This window comes from Mesorhizobium sp. Cs1299R1N1, assembly GCF_037179655.1.
GTDB classification, from domain to species: domain Bacteria; phylum Pseudomonadota; class Alphaproteobacteria; order Rhizobiales; family Rhizobiaceae; genus Mesorhizobium; species Mesorhizobium salmacidum.
In genome coordinates this window covers 78,086-93,292 of the sequence record NZ_JAPYKR010000005.1, presented here as the reverse complement: position 1 = coordinate 93,292, position 15,207 = coordinate 78,086, and the positions used below count along the sequence as shown (strand labels likewise).

Annotated in this window: 17 protein-coding genes and 2 tRNA genes; 15 read left to right on the top strand and 4 right to left on the bottom strand. The window is 62.1% G+C overall.

Annotated elements, in window-relative coordinates:
- Window positions 1–57 precede the first annotated feature (57 nt).
- The gene (locus O7A70_RS12510) at window positions 58–240 is read right to left on the bottom strand and encodes a hypothetical protein (RefSeq protein ID WP_140711497.1); all 183 of its coding nucleotides are present in this window, start codon (window positions 238–240) and stop codon (window positions 58–60) included.
- A 166-nt stretch (window positions 241–406) separates the two neighbouring features.
- Here O7A70_RS12510 and O7A70_RS12505 point away from each other — a divergent pair, with 166 nt between their 5' ends.
- The 3 genes from O7A70_RS12505 to O7A70_RS12495 are packed head-to-tail and all read left to right on the top strand — an operon-like array spanning window position 407 to window position 4,331.
- Window positions 407–1,024, top strand: a complete 618-nt coding sequence (locus tag O7A70_RS12505; RefSeq protein ID WP_337140616.1) for a (2Fe-2S)-binding protein — start codon at window positions 407–409, stop codon at window positions 1,022–1,024.
- 1 nt (window position 1,025) lies between these two features.
- Window positions 1,026–2,048: an FAD binding domain-containing protein gene (locus O7A70_RS12500; RefSeq protein ID WP_337140615.1), complete on the top strand. Its 1,023-nt coding sequence runs from the start codon at window positions 1,026–1,028 to the stop codon at window positions 2,046–2,048.
- A gap of 3 nt (window positions 2,049–2,051) precedes the next feature.
- Window positions 2,052–4,331 (top strand): xanthine dehydrogenase family protein molybdopterin-binding subunit, encoded by a 2,280-nt coding sequence (locus tag O7A70_RS12495; protein ID WP_337140614.1) that lies wholly within the window; start codon window positions 2,052–2,054, stop codon window positions 4,329–4,331.
- 124 nt (window positions 4,332–4,455) lie between these two features.
- On the opposite strand, the gene O7A70_RS12490 is transcribed toward O7A70_RS12495, so the two are convergent.
- Entirely contained in the window at window positions 4,456–4,875 is a 420-nt protein-coding gene (locus O7A70_RS12490) for a GNAT family N-acetyltransferase (RefSeq protein ID WP_337140613.1), read from the bottom strand.
- Between the two features lie 181 nt (window positions 4,876–5,056).
- Between O7A70_RS12490 and O7A70_RS12485 the strand changes: the two genes are divergently transcribed.
- A tRNA-Gly gene (locus O7A70_RS12485) sits at window positions 5,057–5,130 on the top strand.
- A 78-nt stretch (window positions 5,131–5,208) separates the two neighbouring features.
- On the opposite strand, the gene O7A70_RS12480 is transcribed toward O7A70_RS12485, so the two are convergent.
- Complete coding sequence (locus tag O7A70_RS12480; protein WP_337140612.1) at window positions 5,209–5,673, bottom strand: YidB family protein; 465 nt, start codon at window positions 5,671–5,673, stop codon at window positions 5,209–5,211.
- Window positions 5,674–5,803: 130 nt separating this feature from the next.
- Between O7A70_RS12480 and O7A70_RS12475 the strand changes: the two genes are divergently transcribed.
- Window positions 5,804–6,061 carry a GlsB/YeaQ/YmgE family stress response membrane protein gene (locus tag O7A70_RS12475; protein ID WP_015318000.1) on the top strand — a complete coding sequence of 86 codons (258 nt, stop codon included), beginning with the start codon at window positions 5,804–5,806 and terminating at the stop codon, window positions 6,059–6,061.
- A gap of 111 nt (window positions 6,062–6,172) precedes the next feature.
- Here the strand turns inward: O7A70_RS12475 and O7A70_RS12470 are convergent, their stop codons facing one another.
- Complete coding sequence (locus tag O7A70_RS12470) at window positions 6,173–7,060, bottom strand: DMT family transporter (RefSeq protein ID WP_337140611.1); 888 nt, start codon at window positions 7,058–7,060, stop codon at window positions 6,173–6,175.
- A 293-nt stretch (window positions 7,061–7,353) separates the two neighbouring features.
- Between O7A70_RS12470 and tuf the strand changes: the two genes are divergently transcribed.
- The 10 genes from tuf (at window position 7,354) to rplL (ending at window position 15,023) form a co-directional block, all read left to right on the top strand.
- Window positions 7,354–8,529, top strand: a complete 1,176-nt coding sequence (gene tuf / locus O7A70_RS12465) for an elongation factor Tu (protein ID WP_013895701.1) — start codon at window positions 7,354–7,356, stop codon at window positions 8,527–8,529.
- 164 nt (window positions 8,530–8,693) lie between these two features.
- Window positions 8,694–10,346 carry a hypothetical protein gene (locus O7A70_RS12460; protein WP_337140872.1) on the top strand — a complete coding sequence of 551 codons (1,653 nt, stop codon included), beginning with the start codon at window positions 8,694–8,696 and terminating at the stop codon, window positions 10,344–10,346.
- Between the two features lie 93 nt (window positions 10,347–10,439).
- The gene (locus O7A70_RS12455) at window positions 10,440–10,922 is read left to right on the top strand and encodes a group II truncated hemoglobin (RefSeq protein ID WP_337140609.1); all 483 of its coding nucleotides are present in this window, start codon (window positions 10,440–10,442) and stop codon (window positions 10,920–10,922) included.
- Between the two features lie 240 nt (window positions 10,923–11,162).
- Window positions 11,163–11,238: transfer RNA gene (locus tag O7A70_RS12450), tRNA-Trp, on the top strand.
- Between the two features lie 357 nt (window positions 11,239–11,595).
- Window positions 11,596–11,799, top strand: coding sequence for a preprotein translocase subunit SecE (secE, locus tag O7A70_RS12445; protein ID WP_027146633.1), 204 nt, complete (start codon window positions 11,596–11,598; stop codon window positions 11,797–11,799).
- Window positions 11,800–11,826: 27 nt separating this feature from the next.
- On the top strand, window positions 11,827–12,354 hold the full coding sequence (gene nusG / locus O7A70_RS12440) for a transcription termination/antitermination protein NusG (RefSeq protein WP_015317996.1): 528 nt from the start codon (window positions 11,827–11,829) through the stop codon (window positions 12,352–12,354).
- 175 nt (window positions 12,355–12,529) lie between these two features.
- Window positions 12,530–12,958, top strand: coding sequence for a 50S ribosomal protein L11 (rplK, locus tag O7A70_RS12435; protein WP_010909262.1), 429 nt, complete (start codon window positions 12,530–12,532; stop codon window positions 12,956–12,958).
- Window positions 12,959–12,962: 4 nt separating this feature from the next.
- Entirely contained in the window at window positions 12,963–13,661 is a 699-nt protein-coding gene (gene rplA, locus O7A70_RS12430; protein WP_027146632.1) for a 50S ribosomal protein L1, read from the top strand.
- 411 nt (window positions 13,662–14,072) lie between these two features.
- Complete coding sequence (gene rplJ, locus O7A70_RS12425) at window positions 14,073–14,591, top strand: 50S ribosomal protein L10 (protein WP_027146631.1); 519 nt, start codon at window positions 14,073–14,075, stop codon at window positions 14,589–14,591.
- A gap of 54 nt (window positions 14,592–14,645) precedes the next feature.
- Window positions 14,646–15,023 (top strand): 50S ribosomal protein L7/L12, encoded by a 378-nt coding sequence (gene rplL / locus O7A70_RS12420; RefSeq protein ID WP_027146630.1) that lies wholly within the window; start codon window positions 14,646–14,648, stop codon window positions 15,021–15,023.
- Window positions 15,024–15,207 lie beyond the last annotated feature (184 nt).

The following is a 15,207-nucleotide window of genomic DNA, read 5'->3' as shown; positions in this document are numbered from 1 at the left end:
AAAAGTTCCTGACGAACAGGCTGGGCGGCACGCGTCGGGGATCACCTCCAACGCCATTCAACGGACGGCAAATCTGATCACCGCGATGAGGATCACGATGCCGACCAGTCCTGCGATGAAGATGATCCGGCGTGTGCGGGTGCGCAGGATGATCTCACCTTGCCGCGCCTGTTCAGCCGAAAAGACAGGGCCTTCGTCACCATTTCGATCGCTGCGCCGATCGCTCGGATCATTGCTCATGATCGCCTCCTTCCTGGAAACCTGTCGAGGACAACCACGGCCTTGCGGGTGAGGTTCCGCATGGCCGTCCTGCAAGAGAAACGATCACAGCGATGTGAGGAGGGGAACTTTGCCTCCCGCGAGCAGTTTGGTCCGCTTGAGACTCCAGCCAGCCGGAAAGCCAGCCATGTCCAATTCCACAAATCCCAGCGGCCTGAGCAGACGCACCTTCATGACGGGTTCTGTTACGGCGGCAGCCGCAGTGCCTCTCATGGCCACCTCGGCAAGAGCCGCCGAGCCATCGCCCGCCAGAGCGGTCGAACCGCGCGACCTGTCGACGATCTCGCTTCGGATCAACAAGCAGGCCTACACCCTAGCACTCGACAATCGCACGAGCCTGCTTGACGCCCTGCGTGATCATGTTGGCCTGACCGGTACCAAGAAGGGTTGCGACCACGGCCAGTGCGGCGCCTGCACCGTTCTTGTCGATGGGAAGCGGGTGCTATCCTGTCTGAGCTTCGCCGTCATGAACCAGGGACGCGAGGTCACGACTGTCGAAGGCCTGGCTTCGGCCGGCGGCGAACTGCACCCGGTACAGCAGGCGTTCGTCGACCATGATGCCTTTCAATGTGGCTACTGCACGCCGGGCCAGATCATGTCCGCCATCGGTTGCATCGATGAAGGCCATGCCGGTTCGGAGGATGATATCCGCGAATACATGAGCGGCAATCTGTGCCGGTGCGCGGCCTATCCGAACATCGTTGCGGCGATCATCCAGGCACGCGACGAGATCAGGAGAGCCTAGGATGCGTCCCTTCCTCTATGAAAGACCAACGAGCGTCTCGGCGGCGATCGCCATGGCGTCTCATCTTGAGCCCAGGCATGTTGCGCCAACACAGGCCAACACCCAGTTCATCGCCGGCGGCACCAATCTGGCCGACTACATGAAGCTGGGTGTCGCGCAGCCGGAGCGGTTGCTCGACCTTAATGAGCTTGCCGAGCCTGCTTTGCGGCAGATCGAAACGAACGACGACAGCATCCGTTTCGGTGCGCTGGTTCGCATGGGTGAGGCAGCCGATAACAGTGACGTCAGGCGCCGCTGCCCGCTCCTTGCCGACAGTCTGAAATTCGCCGCCAGCGGCCAGCTTCGCAATATGGCCAGCCTCGCCGGCAATATCCTGCAGCGAACGCGGTGCGAGTATTTTCGCGAAACCTCCTGGCCGTGCAACAAGCGGGAGCCCGGCTCCGGCTGTGCGGCGATGGAAGGGGTAAACCGCCAGCATGCCGTGCTCGGCGTCAGCGATGCCTGCATCGCTACCTATCACGGTGATTTCGCGCAGGGGCTGATTGCGCTCGACGCGGTCGTTGAAGTGGAAGGGCGGCGTGGCCAGCGCAAGATCCCGTTCGCCGGGCTGCACCGGCTTCCCGGCGACACGCCCAACATCGAGACGGATCTGGCCGCCGATGAAGTCATCGTCGCCATCGATGTTCCGCTTGGCGCATGGAGCCGTCGCTCGCGCTACCTGAAGATACGCGACCGCGAATCCTACGCATTCGCGCTGGCATCGGCGGCGGTTGCGCTGGAGATGGATGGAAACACGGTCAGGCAAGCGCGTATAGCGCTCGGCGGCGTCGCGACGGTGCCGTGGCGCGCGAGGGCGGCGGAGGATGCCCTGCGCGGCAATGCCCTCGACGACAAGGCCGCGGCAGCTGCCGCCGAAGCCGCATTCGCCGATGCCAGGCCGCGAGAACACAACGCATTCAAGATACCGCTGGGAAAGCGCACGCTGGTGCGAGCGCTGCTCGAAACCCGTGACATGAAGGTCTGAGCCATGAATCAAGCCGCGCCAGTTCCAAAAGAAAACCAAGGCCAACCGGTTGTCCGCATCGACGGCAGGCTGAAGGTTACCGGACAAGCCAGCTATCCGGCCGACATCACCACGGCCAATGTCGCTTATGGCGCTCTTGCCACAAGCAGCATCGCTCGGGGCAAGGTTTCCAAACTCCATACCGACGACGCCAGGGCCGTGCCCGGAGTGCTGGACATCATCACCTATGGCGATATGGATCAGACGGACACTCCGAAATTTGGCAACACCGGTGCGAGCTCCATCGCACCCCTGCATGACAAGACGATTTTCCACGACGGCCAGATCATCGCTCTGGTCGTTGCCGAGACATTCGAGGCGGCGGAGGAAGCGTCGATGTTGATCCGCGCCGACTACGAAGACGAGCCGCCCAGCGCCAGCTTCGATTCCAAAGGCGTGAAAGTGGAACTGGCGGCCGGCAAAAGCCCGATGTTGCAGGAGGATGTCAAAGCAGGCGACTTCGACGCTGCCTATGCATCCGCTGCCGTCAAGATCGACCAAAAATACTCCACGCCGACCCAGCATCACAATCCGATCGAACTGTTCTCGACCACGGCGATGTGGCAAGGCGATCAACTCACCGTCCATGAGCCAAGCCAGAATGTCACCGGCTGGAAAATCGAACTTGCCCGGCAGTTGAAGGTCGACCCTGCCAATGTGCGGATTGTCAGCCCTTATGTCGGGGGCGCCTTCGGTTCCAAGGGACCGATGACGGCTCGCACGGCAATTGTCGCTGTCGCCGCGCGTCGTGTTGGGCGGCCGGTACGCTGCGTCGTCAGCCGCATGCAGGCCTTCAACACCCAGACCTATCGCGCCGAGACCAGGCATCGAATCCGCATAGGCGCCAGCAAGGACGGCCGCATCACGGCGTTCGGACATGAGGGCTGGGAGGTGACGTCACGCCCTGACCCTTATGTTGTCGGCGGCACGTCCGCCACCGGCCGCATGTACAATTACGGTTCGGTGCTCACACATGTTTCGATCGTCCATGCCGACCGCAACACACCGGGCTACATGCGCTCACCACCGGAGACGCCGTACGTCTACGCGCTCGAGAACGCCATGGACGAAATGGCTGTGGCGCTTGGCATGGATCCCGTCGAGTTTCGGCGCATCAACGAGCCTGAAAAAGAGCCTATCGGCGGCAAGCCATTCTCCAGCCGGTCGCTGGTCAAATGCTACGACCAGGCTGCGGAGGCCTTCGGCTGGTCGAAGCGTGATGCCGCGGTCGGATCGATGCGGGAGGGCGACTGGCTGGTCGGCATGGGGTGCGCGACCGCAATCTATCCCACGGCAAGCGCGCCATGCGCGGCCCGTGTTCGCCTGACCGCCGATGGACAAGTTCGCGTTCAGTGCGGCTCGCATGAGATCGGCACTGGTGTGCGCACCATCGCCGGGCAGATGGCCGCCGAACGTCTGGGGATAGGGATGGACAAGATCAGCGTCGAGATGGGCGACAGCGCCCTGCCGCCGGCGCCGGTCTCGGGCGGCTCGATTTCGACAGCGAGCGTCTGCTCGGCGGTTCTGAAGGCCTGTGACGCGGTGCGCGCCAAACTTTTCGCGGCAGCCGTCGCCGGAGACGCGCCGCTGGCCGGTTCCGGCAATGCCAAGCTGGAGATGGAGCAGGAGAAGATCGTGGCCAGCGGCGGCAAATCCGCCAAGCTGTCGGATGTCTTCAAGGCGATGCAGATCGGCGCGATAGAGGAATACGCCGAGTTTGCGCCGAAGGGTTCGACGCCGGAAGCACTGAAGAAGCTCTATGCCGGGCAAGCGGAGTTCCACGGCGGCGATCAGGACAAGGAGTCCGTGAAATATGCCTTTGGCGCTGAATTCGTCGAAGTGCGCGTCAACAGCTACACACGCGAAATCCGGGTGCCGCGCGTGGTCGGTGCCTTTGCGGCGGGACGCATCATGAACACGCGCACCGCGCGCAGCCAACTGATGGGCGGCATGATCTGGGGTATCGGCCAAGCCCTTCACGAGGCGACGGAAATCGACCGGCGCAACGCCCGTTACGTCAATCGTGACCTGCAGGACTATCTGGTGCCGGTCAACGCCGACATCAAACAGGTCGACGTCATCCTCGTTCCCGAGGTCGACCTGGACGTCAATCCGGCCGGCGTCAAAGGCCTGGGGGAGCTCGGCAATGTCGGGACCGCGGCGGCCGTGGCGAGCGCCGTGTACCATGCCACGGGCAAACGCATTCGAGACTTGCCGATCAGGATAGACGATTTGATAAGCTGACGATCAAGGCGCGACAGGGGGGCTGACGCGCATGACACGCGCAAAGATCCTGCGGCTTTTCAAGGGTGCCCCTCGTCGCGCGCATGCCTGCCGATCAAGGGTATCGCGGCCTCTTGCGCCAGCATCAGAGGGTTTTGCTCAGGAAGATGCGGGCGGCGTCGTGAAGGCCGAACTCAACTCTGCCAAATTCCTCGTAGCCGTGACGAACATAGAAGCCGGGCGCCTGGAAGCTGCTGGTCTCGACCACCGCACGTTGGCAGCCGCGCTTCCTCGCTTCCGCCTCCACGGCAGAGAGCAGGCGGCTGCCATGTGATTTGCCTCGAATGCTTTCAGGCACGAAGAACATGTCGAGGAACAGCAAGCCGAGTTCGGTCCTGCCCCACAGGCCGCCAAGGATGTTTCCCGAGGTGTCGCGCAATACGGCGCCGATCGGCACGCGGTCGTCAACGCCGGTTTTGGCTACATTGTAGCGATAGAGGGCGGCGCCCGCCTCCGCCTTGGCGCGCCCATTCCCCCTGACCAGATGAACGTGGACGTCTGGCATTTGGTATTCCGTGGCCGCAGCCTCGAGACCGGTGTCGGATCGGATCCTGTTCGCTATTGAAAAATCTGGACTATTTACCGCCTCCGGCATCCGTTGCTGCCAAAGCCTGGTGCCTGGCCTGCAATTTCGGCTGGGTCTTCTTGACCTTCGGAACCTTGTCGCATAGCTAGGGCATGCGTGCGCGGGTATGGTGAAATGGTATCACATGAGCCTTCCAAGCTCTTGGTGCGGGTTCGATTCCCGCTACCCGCTCCAGATTTCCAGCGACACCGTCGGCAAGCCGAAACACTGCGCGGCAGGCGCGCAGCGCTTCAGGCATTGGTGTGCACCGCGCTAGCTGTTGAACGCTGACGCGACCTGGTGCTGTTGCGGCACCTGGCCGTTCGGCGTCAGCTTGTCGACGATGCCGGGCAGGGCCGCGGATAGTTGCTTGAGCAGTTCCTGCTCGTCGAGCCCTGTCCGTTGGGCGATCTCGCGAATGACCTGCGGTCCGATCGCGTTGCCCAGCTCATTGGCGTTGATCGACTGGTTCTGCCCTGTGCCGACCCAGGAGTCGGCGACATTGCCATGGCCGGCGTTCTTGAGCTTGTCGAGCAGGCCGCCCAGTCCGCCGAGCAGGCCGCCGTCACCGGACGCGGTTCCGACGGGTGTGGGATCGGCCGGAGCGGGAGCTTGAGGCTGCTCCGGCTGTTCGGCACTTCTGCCGCTCAGCATCTTTCCGACCAGCAGGGCACCGAGCGCGATCATCAGCGGTTTGGTGATGTTGCCGCCGGGAACGGCGTTGTCAAAAAGTCCCATAGTGGATCCTCCATCTAGCCAAGCCCGGCCCATCTTCAACAATGACGCAATCGGGCGGAATTTCAACCTGGCTTGTGGTTTTGACATTCATATGAAAATGTCCGGTTGGCGGAGGAATGGAGAGGAAAAAATGGGTATCATCAGCTGGATCATTCTCGGCGTCATCGCCGGCTTCATCGGCAGCAAGATCGTCAACAAGACCGGTCAGGGCATGATCATGGATATCGTGCTCGGCATTGTCGGTGCCATCGTAGGGGGCCTGATCTTCAGTGCCTTCGGTGCTTCGGGCGTCACCGGCCTCAACATCTACAGCCTGATCGTCGCGGTCGTGGGTGCCGTCGTGGTGTTGTGGGCCTATCATCAGTTCGCGGGCAAGCGGACCATCTAGACGTAATCGGCAGATGGCCAGCTCTGCCGAATCCTGAATTGCGATAGTCCGCCGTCGGTGCTGCCTGCACTCACGGTGTTGGAACCTACAATGCCGGTGCGCCGCCGCGGATCAGGCGACCACGGCCAGCCTACGCTTGCGCTGGTCCAGCGACACGATGGTCAACCCACTGCAGACGACCAGCAGGATGCCGCAGACCGCCAGTGCATTGGGGAATTGCCCGAACACCAGCAGGCCCGAAATGACGGCCCAGACCGTGAAGCAGTAGTAGAAAGGCGCTACCGCTCCGGTCGGCCCGACGCGATAGGCCATGAAGATGAAGAAGTGGCCGAAGATCAGGAAGAAACCGGCTCCCGCCATCAGCAGCAGGTGGTGCGCCTCCGGCGCTACCCAGCGCTCGGAAACCAGATGCGCGGCGCCGGCGCCGATCAGGACCACGACGACCGCCGAGATCGCCACGATCATTCCAGGCACTTCGGCGGTGATCTTGCGGCCGGCCAGATCGCGGGCGGCGGCGAATGTCGCGTTGCCCAGCGCCAGCAAGGCGTAGACCGAAATGCCTTGCATGGTCGGCTGCGCTACCATCAGCGCCCCGATGAAGCCCAGCCCGATCAGCGCCATGCGCTGGCCGCCGATGCGCTCGCCAAACAGGATCGAGGATCCGACCAGCATCAGCAGCGGCGTGATCTGGCCCAGCGCGGTGGAATCGGCGATCTGCATGTTGGCAAGCGCGATGACGTAACAGAGGATCGCCGCCAGTTCGAGCAGGTTCCTGCGCAGCACCCGCTTGTCGAAGATCAGCGGGATCTGCTTGCCGTAGCCGAGCGCAAACAGCAGCGGAAAGCCCCACAGCGTTGCCGCGGCACCACGCAGGAAGAGCACTTCGTAGGACGGCAAGCCCGTAGTGGCGAGCTTCATCATCGTATCGTTGACCAGATATGACCCGGTCGAGACGATCATGAACAGAGGGCCGCGAATGGCAGTCGGGATGAAATGCATCGGCGCAGGAAATCAGACCAGGATCGCCGCCGCAATGGGCCATGGGCTGCCGGCAGATCCGACAGCGACAGATACGCAGACCTGCGGAATCCTCCCATTGTTCCGTCGGACCTTCGCCCATTCCCTTTTCAACGGCGGGTCCCTATATCAGCGCCATATCCCCGCAATCGGATCAAGGGTTCTGGCGAGTGAGATGGCGTCCGGGCAAAAGACGCTTGTGTTTTTTGGCCTTTCTCGCTAATCGCCCCGCATTCGACTGAACTGAAGGTCCAGGCCGTCCAAGGAAAGAGACTATGGCAAAAGGTAAATTCGAGCGCACTAAGCCTCATGTGAACATCGGCACGATTGGTCACGTTGACCATGGCAAGACGTCGCTGACGGCTGCGATCACCAAGTATTTTGGCGAATACAAGCGCTATGACCAGATCGACGCGGCGCCGGAAGAGAAGGCGCGCGGCATCACGATCTCGACGGCTCACGTCGAATACGAGACGGCCAACCGCCACTACGCGCATGTCGACTGCCCCGGCCACGCCGACTATGTGAAGAACATGATCACCGGTGCCGCGCAGATGGACGGCGCGATCCTGGTCGTGTCGGCCGCCGACGGCCCGATGCCGCAGACCCGCGAGCACATCCTGCTTGCCCGTCAGGTCGGCGTGCCGTCGATCGTGGTGTTCCTGAACAAGGTCGACCAGGTCGACGACGCCGAGCTGCTCGAACTGGTCGAGCTCGAGGTTCGCGAACTTTTGTCGAAGAACGAATTCCCCGGCGATGACATTCCGATCGTCAAGGGTTCGGCGCTGGCAGCGCTTGAGGATTCGAACAAGACGATCGGCGAGGACGCGATCCGCGAGCTGATGGCTCAGGTCGACGCCTACATCCCGACGCCGGTTCGTCCGCTCGACAAGCCGTTCCTGATGCCGATCGAGGACGTGTTCTCGATCTCGGGCCGTGGCACGGTCGTGACCGGCCGCGTCGAGCGCGGCGTGGTCAAGGTCGGCGAGGAACTGGAAATCATCGGCATCCGTCCGACGACCAAGACGACCTGCACGGGCGTCGAGATGTTCCGCAAGCTGCTCGATCAGGGCCAGGCCGGCGACAACATCGGCGCGCTGCTGCGCGGCGTCGACCGTGAAGGTGTCGAGCGCGGCCAGGTTCTGGCCAAGCCCGGCACGGTGAAGCCGCACAAGAAGTTCGTGGCCGAAGCCTACATCCTGACCAAGGACGAAGGTGGCCGTCACACGCCGTTCTTCACCAACTACCGTCCGCAGTTCTACTTCCGCACGACCGACGTGACCGGCATCGTGTCGCTGCCGGAAGGCACCGAGATGGTGATGCCCGGCGACAACATCACGGTCGATGTCGAGCTGATCGTGCCGATCGCCATGGAAGAGAAGCTGCGCTTCGCCATCCGTGAAGGCGGCCGCACCGTCGGTGCCGGCATCGTCGTCACCATCAAGGAATAATCGAGACCGGCTCTGCCGGATCGACAAGAAAAGGGCGGTCTTCGGGCCGCCCTTTTCGTTTACTTGCGCTTGGCAGCGCAAGTATTGCGAGGGGTTGGTTCAAACCTGTTGCAAGCGCCATGGCTGCAACTAGTATAGGTTGCACTGAGGGGGCTTTGCCAACAGTGGTTCCAAGGCGCTGTTTTGATGGGAAGGCATGGCGGTTGTGGGCACTGGTTTGCCTCGTCGTCGCTATGCTGCTGCCTGTTCTGACAGCGCGAGCGGAGGATGGGCCTCCCGACATCCCGCCCATGCGCTTCGTCGTCGTGCGCAGCAACGCTCCGGGATGCGAACCCAACTGTCCTGAGTGGATATCGGCGGACGGCACCATCGCCGCGGGCACGCCGGCGCTCCTCAAACGCACGCTCAAGGCGCTCAAGGGAAGGCAATTGCCGGTGGTCGTCAATTCGCCCGGCGGTAATGTCGATGCGGCGCTGGCACTTGGCCGGATGATCCGCAAGAACAAGCTCGATGTCGCCGTCGGCGTGACGGTTCTTTCCGATTGTCAGCCGGAAATTGAAAACTGCAAGGACAACAAGGGCAAGAGCGCCGACTATTTCGGGATAGTCCATGACGACGGAGCCATGTGCAATTCGGCCTGTCCGCTGATGTTTTCCGGCGGTGTCCGCCGCGTGATCGGAGATTTCGGCTATCTCGGCGTCCACCAGATCACCACCACATATCACCGGGAAAAACTGCTCTACCGGACCACGTACCGGATCGTGAACGGCAAGAAGAAGATCATCAGCACCAAGGTGGTCAGCCGTAAGAGCGCAGGCAGCTACAAAACCTACGAGATGAGTAGGGCCGTCGAGAAGACGCTTTCGGCGTATCTGAGGGAAATGGGGATAGGCGACGGCGTGCTGGAAATCATGAAGGCTACGCCGGCCAGCGAGATTCGTCAGATTCCGCTCGACGCCATGTTGACGATGAAGCTGGTCACCAGCCGGGACGCAGTGGATCTGTTGACCACGGCAAGCCTCTGCGGGCTTGGCCAGCCGGCCACGAACTGCCGGGAAATAGCTGGACCTGCAAACAAGACGACGCCGTCGGCCACGCTCAAGCCCATGACTGCCGTACCGGTTCAACCGGACGCCGCGAAGGCCGGCGGGGACATGCGCTTTGTCGTGGTTCGCGGCAGCAATCCGTTGTGCAACCCCGATTGTCCGGAATGGATATCGGCGGAAGGTGCGATCACCGGCCAGACGCCGAAGAAGCTGCGGCAGTTGCTGGCCACGCTTGGCAATCGGCGGCTGCCTATCGTCATCAGTTCACGCGGAGGCGACCTGTCCAGCGCTCTCGCAATGGGACGACTTGTCCATGAAAGAAAGCTCGACATAGCCGTTGCCCGGACAGATTTCGTCGACTGCGACCCCGGCGTGTGGAATTGCCTTGCCACGGAAGGAGCCTATGCCGGATTGAGCATCGATGCGGGGGCGGAGTGCGATTCTGCCTGTGCGCTCGTGTTTGCCGGCGGCGCCAGACGGCTTGTCGGTCCCCGGGCGCGGCTCAGCCTGTATCCGATGGGACAGAAGCTGGTGGTCAAGGCGTATCTCGACGAAATGGCGATCGGTCCTGCTCTGTTCGCCGCGGTCGAGCGACGCTCGGCCGAGGGGCAACTTGACGCCGACATGATGCGCAGGGTTGGACTGACAACGGGACCGCAATCGGTCGACGCGTTGACCGGCTCCACGATTTGCAAGGCCGTTGCCAAGCCCGACAATTGCCGGGGCCTGCCAGCCGCCAATGCACAGGCCGACGCACCTGCCAGGCTGTAGAGCATGGCGACGTCGAAACTGCCCATCGAGCCAGGTTGAGCCATATCCGATTTCCGCTATCGTCGCGGCCGCGGGGCCGGCGAAGGATCAAGAATGAGCCAGGACGTTCCGACACTCTACGAATGGGCCGGCGGCGCCGCGGCGCTGAACCGGCTGACGCAAACCTTCTATGACAAGGTCGCACAAGACCCGGTCGTTGGCCCGGTGTTCAAACATATGTCGCCGGATCACCCCGCCCATGTCGCCGCCTTCATCGGCGAGGTCTTCGGCGGACCGAAAACCTACAGCCAGGACTTTGGCGGCCATCGCGAAATGGTCATGCATCATCTGGGCAAGCGTTTGACCGAGGAGCAGCGCCGCCGCTGGATCAATCTTCTCGCCGACGCGGCGGATGAGGTTGGCTTGCCCGACGATCCCGAATTCCGTTCCGCCTTCATGGGCTACATCGAATGGGGATCGCGGCTGGCCAAGATGAATTCCAATCTCGGCGAGACCTGCGATCCCGAGACCGAGCCGATGCCGGCCTGGGGCTGGGGCGTGCCCGGCGGGCCGTACCGGGTGCCGGACGAAAAATAGCTTCCGGTTGCCGGGGAGGTGGATGGCCGGTGCCGCAAGATGCCAAGATCGTGCGCCGGCGCGAGTGGGATGGACCGGGCTTCGAACATCTTGTGCCGCGGGGGCAGGCGGGGCGGTTCCTGGCTGAGTTGCCGACTATCCCGATTTCTGGCGGAGGGGTTAAGGCATGTTTGCTTGCAAACCGCTCTTTACAGAGCGTGCGGAAGCTTTTAGGAAGCGCCTGCGCCGAGGCGCACGTGTACGGGCATAGCTCAGTTGGTAGAGCGGCGGTCTCCAAAACCGCAGGTCGTAGGTTCGAGCCCTGCTGCCCGTGCCATTTCTAGAGATGGCATCACAATGATTTTGCAGGCGGCCTTTGAAAATCGGTGACCCGCTTGCCATATTAGGCCCGTTGGGGCATAAAGGTGCCATAGCCGGAACGGAACGACTGGATGGTTCCGAGGCGGCGTTTGGTCATAAAGCGGACACTTGCCACTTGCGTGGATCAAGAATCGGTTTTATGTAGACGAAACAGACACGCGACGCGTGAAGCTGGGAAGCCGGCTTTACGCGTCTGATTTGCATGGGCGAAATGATTGCGCTGATTCGGCGCGAGATTGGGCTCAGGCGGCACGTCCCGGCCAGCGGGATCATCCAGGGGACCCGGCCAACGGGTCTTGAAGACAGGCGGCATATGGCTTCGAAAACCACAAATCCTTTCGTCTTTCTCCAGCAGGTGCGCGCGGAGACAGCCAAGGTGACTTGGCCGTCGCGCCGCGAGACGATGATCTCGACGATCATGGTCCTGGCCTTCGCTGTGATCGCGATGATCTTCTTCTTCACCGCCGATCAGCTCATGGGCCTCGCGGTCGAGCAGATTCTGGGCATTGGACGCTAAGTCCGGCGATTAGGAGAAGTCGTAAAAATGGCTACGCGCTGGTACATCGTCCACGCCTATTCGAACTTCGAGAAGAAGGTCGCCGAGGACATCGAGAACAAGGCCAAGCAGAAGGGTCTGTCCGCCGATATCGAGCAGATCGTGGTGCCGACCGAGAAGGTCGTCGAGGTTCGTCGCGGCCGTAAGGTCGACGCCGAGCGCAAGTTCTTCCCGGGCTACGTGCTCTTGAAGGCTAACCTGACCGACGCCGTGTTCTCGCTGGTCAAGAACACGCCGAAGGTCACCGGTTTCCTCGGCGACTCCAAGCCGGTGCCGATCACCGAGGCGGAAGCGCAGCGCATCCTGAACCAGGTGCAGGAAGGCGTCGAGCGGCCGAAGCCCTCGGTCACCTTCGAGATCGGCGAGGCGATCCGCGTTTCGGATGGTCCCTTCGCGTCGTTCAACGGTTTCGTCCAGGAAGTGGACGAGGAGCGGGCGCGGCTCAAGGTGGAAGTTTCGATCTTCGGGCGCGCCGTGCCTGTCGATCTGGAATTCGGGCAGGTCGAAAAGGGCTGATCCGAAATCCCTGATGCCGGTCTGGCGATCAGGGGAGGCGGTGCGGCAACGCGCGGCCTAGAGAACGGTGGGAGGCGAAGGCGGCTTTAGCCGGCCGCAAGAACCGCACCACCAGACTGCAACCGCCGGTGTTTCCCAGATCGTGGGGCCGGCATAGACAAAGGCAGGAAAAGAGATGGCTAAGAAAATTGCAGGCCAGCTCAAGCTCCAGGTCTCCGCGGGATCGGCTACGCCGTCGCCCCCGATCGGCCCGGCGCTTGGTCAGCGCGGCATCAACATCATGGAGTTCTGCAAGGCGTTCAACGCGCAGACCCAGGAAATGGAAAAGGGATCGCCGGTTCCGGTCGTCATCACCTATTACCAGGACAAGTCGTTCACCTTCGTCATGAAGACGCCGCCGGTGAGCTACTTCCTGAAGAAGGCCGCGAACCTGAAGTCGGGCTCGAAGGAGCCGGGCAAGGTCAAGGCTGGCACCGTTTCGCGCGACAAGGTTCGCGAAATCGCGACCGCCAAGATGAAGGATCTGAACGCGAACGACGTCGAAGCGGCCATGCGTATGGTCGAGGGCTCCGCCCGCTCGATGGGTCTGGAAGTGGTGGGCTAAGATCATGGCAAAGATTGCAAAGCGTGTATCGAAGACCCGTGAAGGCATCGATCCCAACAAGGCTTACGCGCTCGGTGATGCGCTGAAGTTGCTCAAGGATCGCTCCTCGGTCAAGTTCGACGAGACCGTCGAAGTCGCCATGAACCTCGGCGTCGACCCGCGTCACGCGGACCAGATGGTCCGCGGCGTGGTCAACCTGCCGAACGGCACCGGCCGCTCGGTTCGCGTCGCCGTGTTCGCCCGTGGCGACAAGGCTGAAGAGGCCAAGGCCGCCGGTGCCGACATCGTCGGTGCCGAGGATCTGGTCGACATCGTCCAGAAGGGCACGATCGATTTCGATCGCTGCATCGCCACGCCGGACATGATGCCGCTCGTCGGTCGTCTCGGTAAGGTGCTCGGCCCGCGCGGCATGATGCCGAACCCGAAGGTCGGCACCGTCACCACCGACGTCGCCGCGGCCGTCAAGGCATCGAAGGGCGGCGCTGTCGAGTTCCGCGTCGAAAAGGCCGGCATCGTTCATGCCGGCGTCGGCAAGGTCTCGTTCGACGTCAAGGCGCTGGAAGAGAACATCCGTGCCTTCGCCGATGCGGTGACCAAGGCAAAGCCGACTGGCGCCAAGGGCAACTACGTCAAGAAGGTGTCTGTCACCTCGACGATGGGCCCGGGCCTCAAGCTCGACGTCTCGACGCTCGCCGCGTCCTGATTGGACCATTTGGATCGGCCTCTCGAAGGCCGGTCCGTGACTGAATTCCGGGCCTTGGATTGATCCTGGGCCCGGTACCGGAAGCCGGAAGGCTTCCGGACATCCTGTCCGAGATTGCGGGCGGCCCGAACCTTGATTCAAGAGGAGGGCCTTAATTCATGTGGGCCTGCATGAGACGGGTGAAAACCGGACAACGGAGCAACAAGCTCCAATGAAAGGTTCGAACCGTGTTTGCCTTTTGTCTGCGCATCGCCGGCTTGGCCGTCGATGTGGCGAAAGGGGGCAGGATCCTCGAGCGTCGTTCGGGAGATCCGTTACTGGATGGCCCGGCCGGCAAAAGGCAACCCGACGCCTGTCCTCGAAAATGGGAATGTTCCCATCAACGGGACTGGGGTCAACTGGAGATAGGCAGTGGACAGAGCGGAAAAACGCGAACTCGTCACGGGCCTGAATGATGCGTTTTCGGGCGCAGGTTCAGTCGTCGTGGCCCACTATGCCGGTATCACCGTCGCGCAAATGAACGACCTTCGGTCGAAAATGCGCGCCGCCGGTGGCACCGTTAAAGTCGCGAAGAACCGTCTCGCCAAAATCGCTCTTCAGGGCACGGACTCCGCATCGATCATCGACCTGTTCAAGGGACAGACGCTGATCGCCTATTCGGAGGATCCGATTGCGGCGCCGAAGGTCGCGTCCGATTTCGCCAAGGGGAATGACAAGCTCGTCATCCTCGGCGGCGCAATGGGCACCACCTCGCTCAACGCCGACGGTGTGAAGGCACTCGCCACACTTCCGTCGCTCGATGAGCTGCGCGCCAGGCTGGTTGGCATGATCGCCACGCCGGCAACCCGGATCGCCCAGATCGTCAATGCGCCAGCGGCCTCGGTCGCGCGCGTCATCGGCGCTTACGCCCGGAAGGACGAGGCGGCATGAGGCCGTTCCTCGCTATCAAAAACACACGTTCGAACCTAACGAAGGAATACAACAATGGCTGATCTCGCAAAGATCGTAGACGACCTTTCGAAGCTGACCGTCCTCGAGGCGGCTGAGCTGTCGAAGCTTCTGGAAGAAAAGTGGGGCGTTTCGGCTGCTGCTCCGGTCGCGGTTGCCGCTGCCGGCGGTGCTGCCGCTGCCGCTGCTCCCGTCGAGGAAAAGACGGAATTCGACGTCGTCCTCACCGACGCCGGCGCTCAGAAGATCAACGTCATCAAGGAAGTCCGCGCCATCACCGGTCTTGGCCTCAAGGAAGCCAAGGACCTGGTCGAAGCGGCTCCGAAGCCGGTCAAGGAAGCCGTTTCCAAGGCCGACGCCGACAAGTTCAAGGCCCAGCTGGAAGCAGCCGGCGCCAAGGTCGAGCTGAAGTAAGCGTATCAAGCGGCGGGCGGCCTCGCGCCGTCCGCCACTCCCTTGGGTGACCAGGGGAGGCTGCGTGACGCGAGATGTACGAGAACCTCTTTCCTGAGGGCCGAAACCGGCCTTCAGGAAACGGGTTTTCTCCCGTTTTAGCCGGTAGCCGCCAAGCAATTGGAAAGGCGGCCGGAGAACAGAC

Coding starts and splice junctions, on each gene's coding strand:
- O7A70_RS12510 (WP_140711497.1), bottom strand. CDS start 240: ATGAGCAATGATCCGAGCGATCGGCGCAGCGATCGAAATGGTGACGAA.
- O7A70_RS12505 (WP_337140616.1), top strand. CDS start 407: ATGTCCAATTCCACAAATCCCAGCGGCCTGAGCAGACGCACCTTCATG.
- O7A70_RS12500 (WP_337140615.1), top strand. CDS start 1,026: ATGCGTCCCTTCCTCTATGAAAGACCAACGAGCGTCTCGGCGGCGATC.
- O7A70_RS12495 (WP_337140614.1), top strand. CDS start 2,052: ATGAATCAAGCCGCGCCAGTTCCAAAAGAAAACCAAGGCCAACCGGTT.
- O7A70_RS12490 (WP_337140613.1), bottom strand. CDS start 4,875: ATGCCAGACGTCCACGTTCATCTGGTCAGGGGGAATGGGCGCGCCAAG.
- O7A70_RS12480 (WP_337140612.1), bottom strand. CDS start 5,673: ATGGGACTTTTTGACAACGCCGTTCCCGGCGGCAACATCACCAAACCG.
- O7A70_RS12475 (WP_015318000.1), top strand. CDS start 5,804: ATGGGTATCATCAGCTGGATCATTCTCGGCGTCATCGCCGGCTTCATC.
- O7A70_RS12470 (WP_337140611.1), bottom strand. CDS start 7,060: ATGCATTTCATCCCGACTGCCATTCGCGGCCCTCTGTTCATGATCGTC.
- tuf (WP_013895701.1), top strand. CDS start 7,354: ATGGCAAAAGGTAAATTCGAGCGCACTAAGCCTCATGTGAACATCGGC.
- O7A70_RS12455 (WP_337140609.1), top strand. CDS start 10,440: ATGAGCCAGGACGTTCCGACACTCTACGAATGGGCCGGCGGCGCCGCG.
- secE (WP_027146633.1), top strand. CDS start 11,596: ATGGCTTCGAAAACCACAAATCCTTTCGTCTTTCTCCAGCAGGTGCGC.
- nusG (WP_015317996.1), top strand. CDS start 11,827: ATGGCTACGCGCTGGTACATCGTCCACGCCTATTCGAACTTCGAGAAG.
- rplK (WP_010909262.1), top strand. CDS start 12,530: ATGGCTAAGAAAATTGCAGGCCAGCTCAAGCTCCAGGTCTCCGCGGGA.
- rplA (WP_027146632.1), top strand. CDS start 12,963: ATGGCAAAGATTGCAAAGCGTGTATCGAAGACCCGTGAAGGCATCGAT.
- rplL (WP_027146630.1), top strand. CDS start 14,646: ATGGCTGATCTCGCAAAGATCGTAGACGACCTTTCGAAGCTGACCGTC.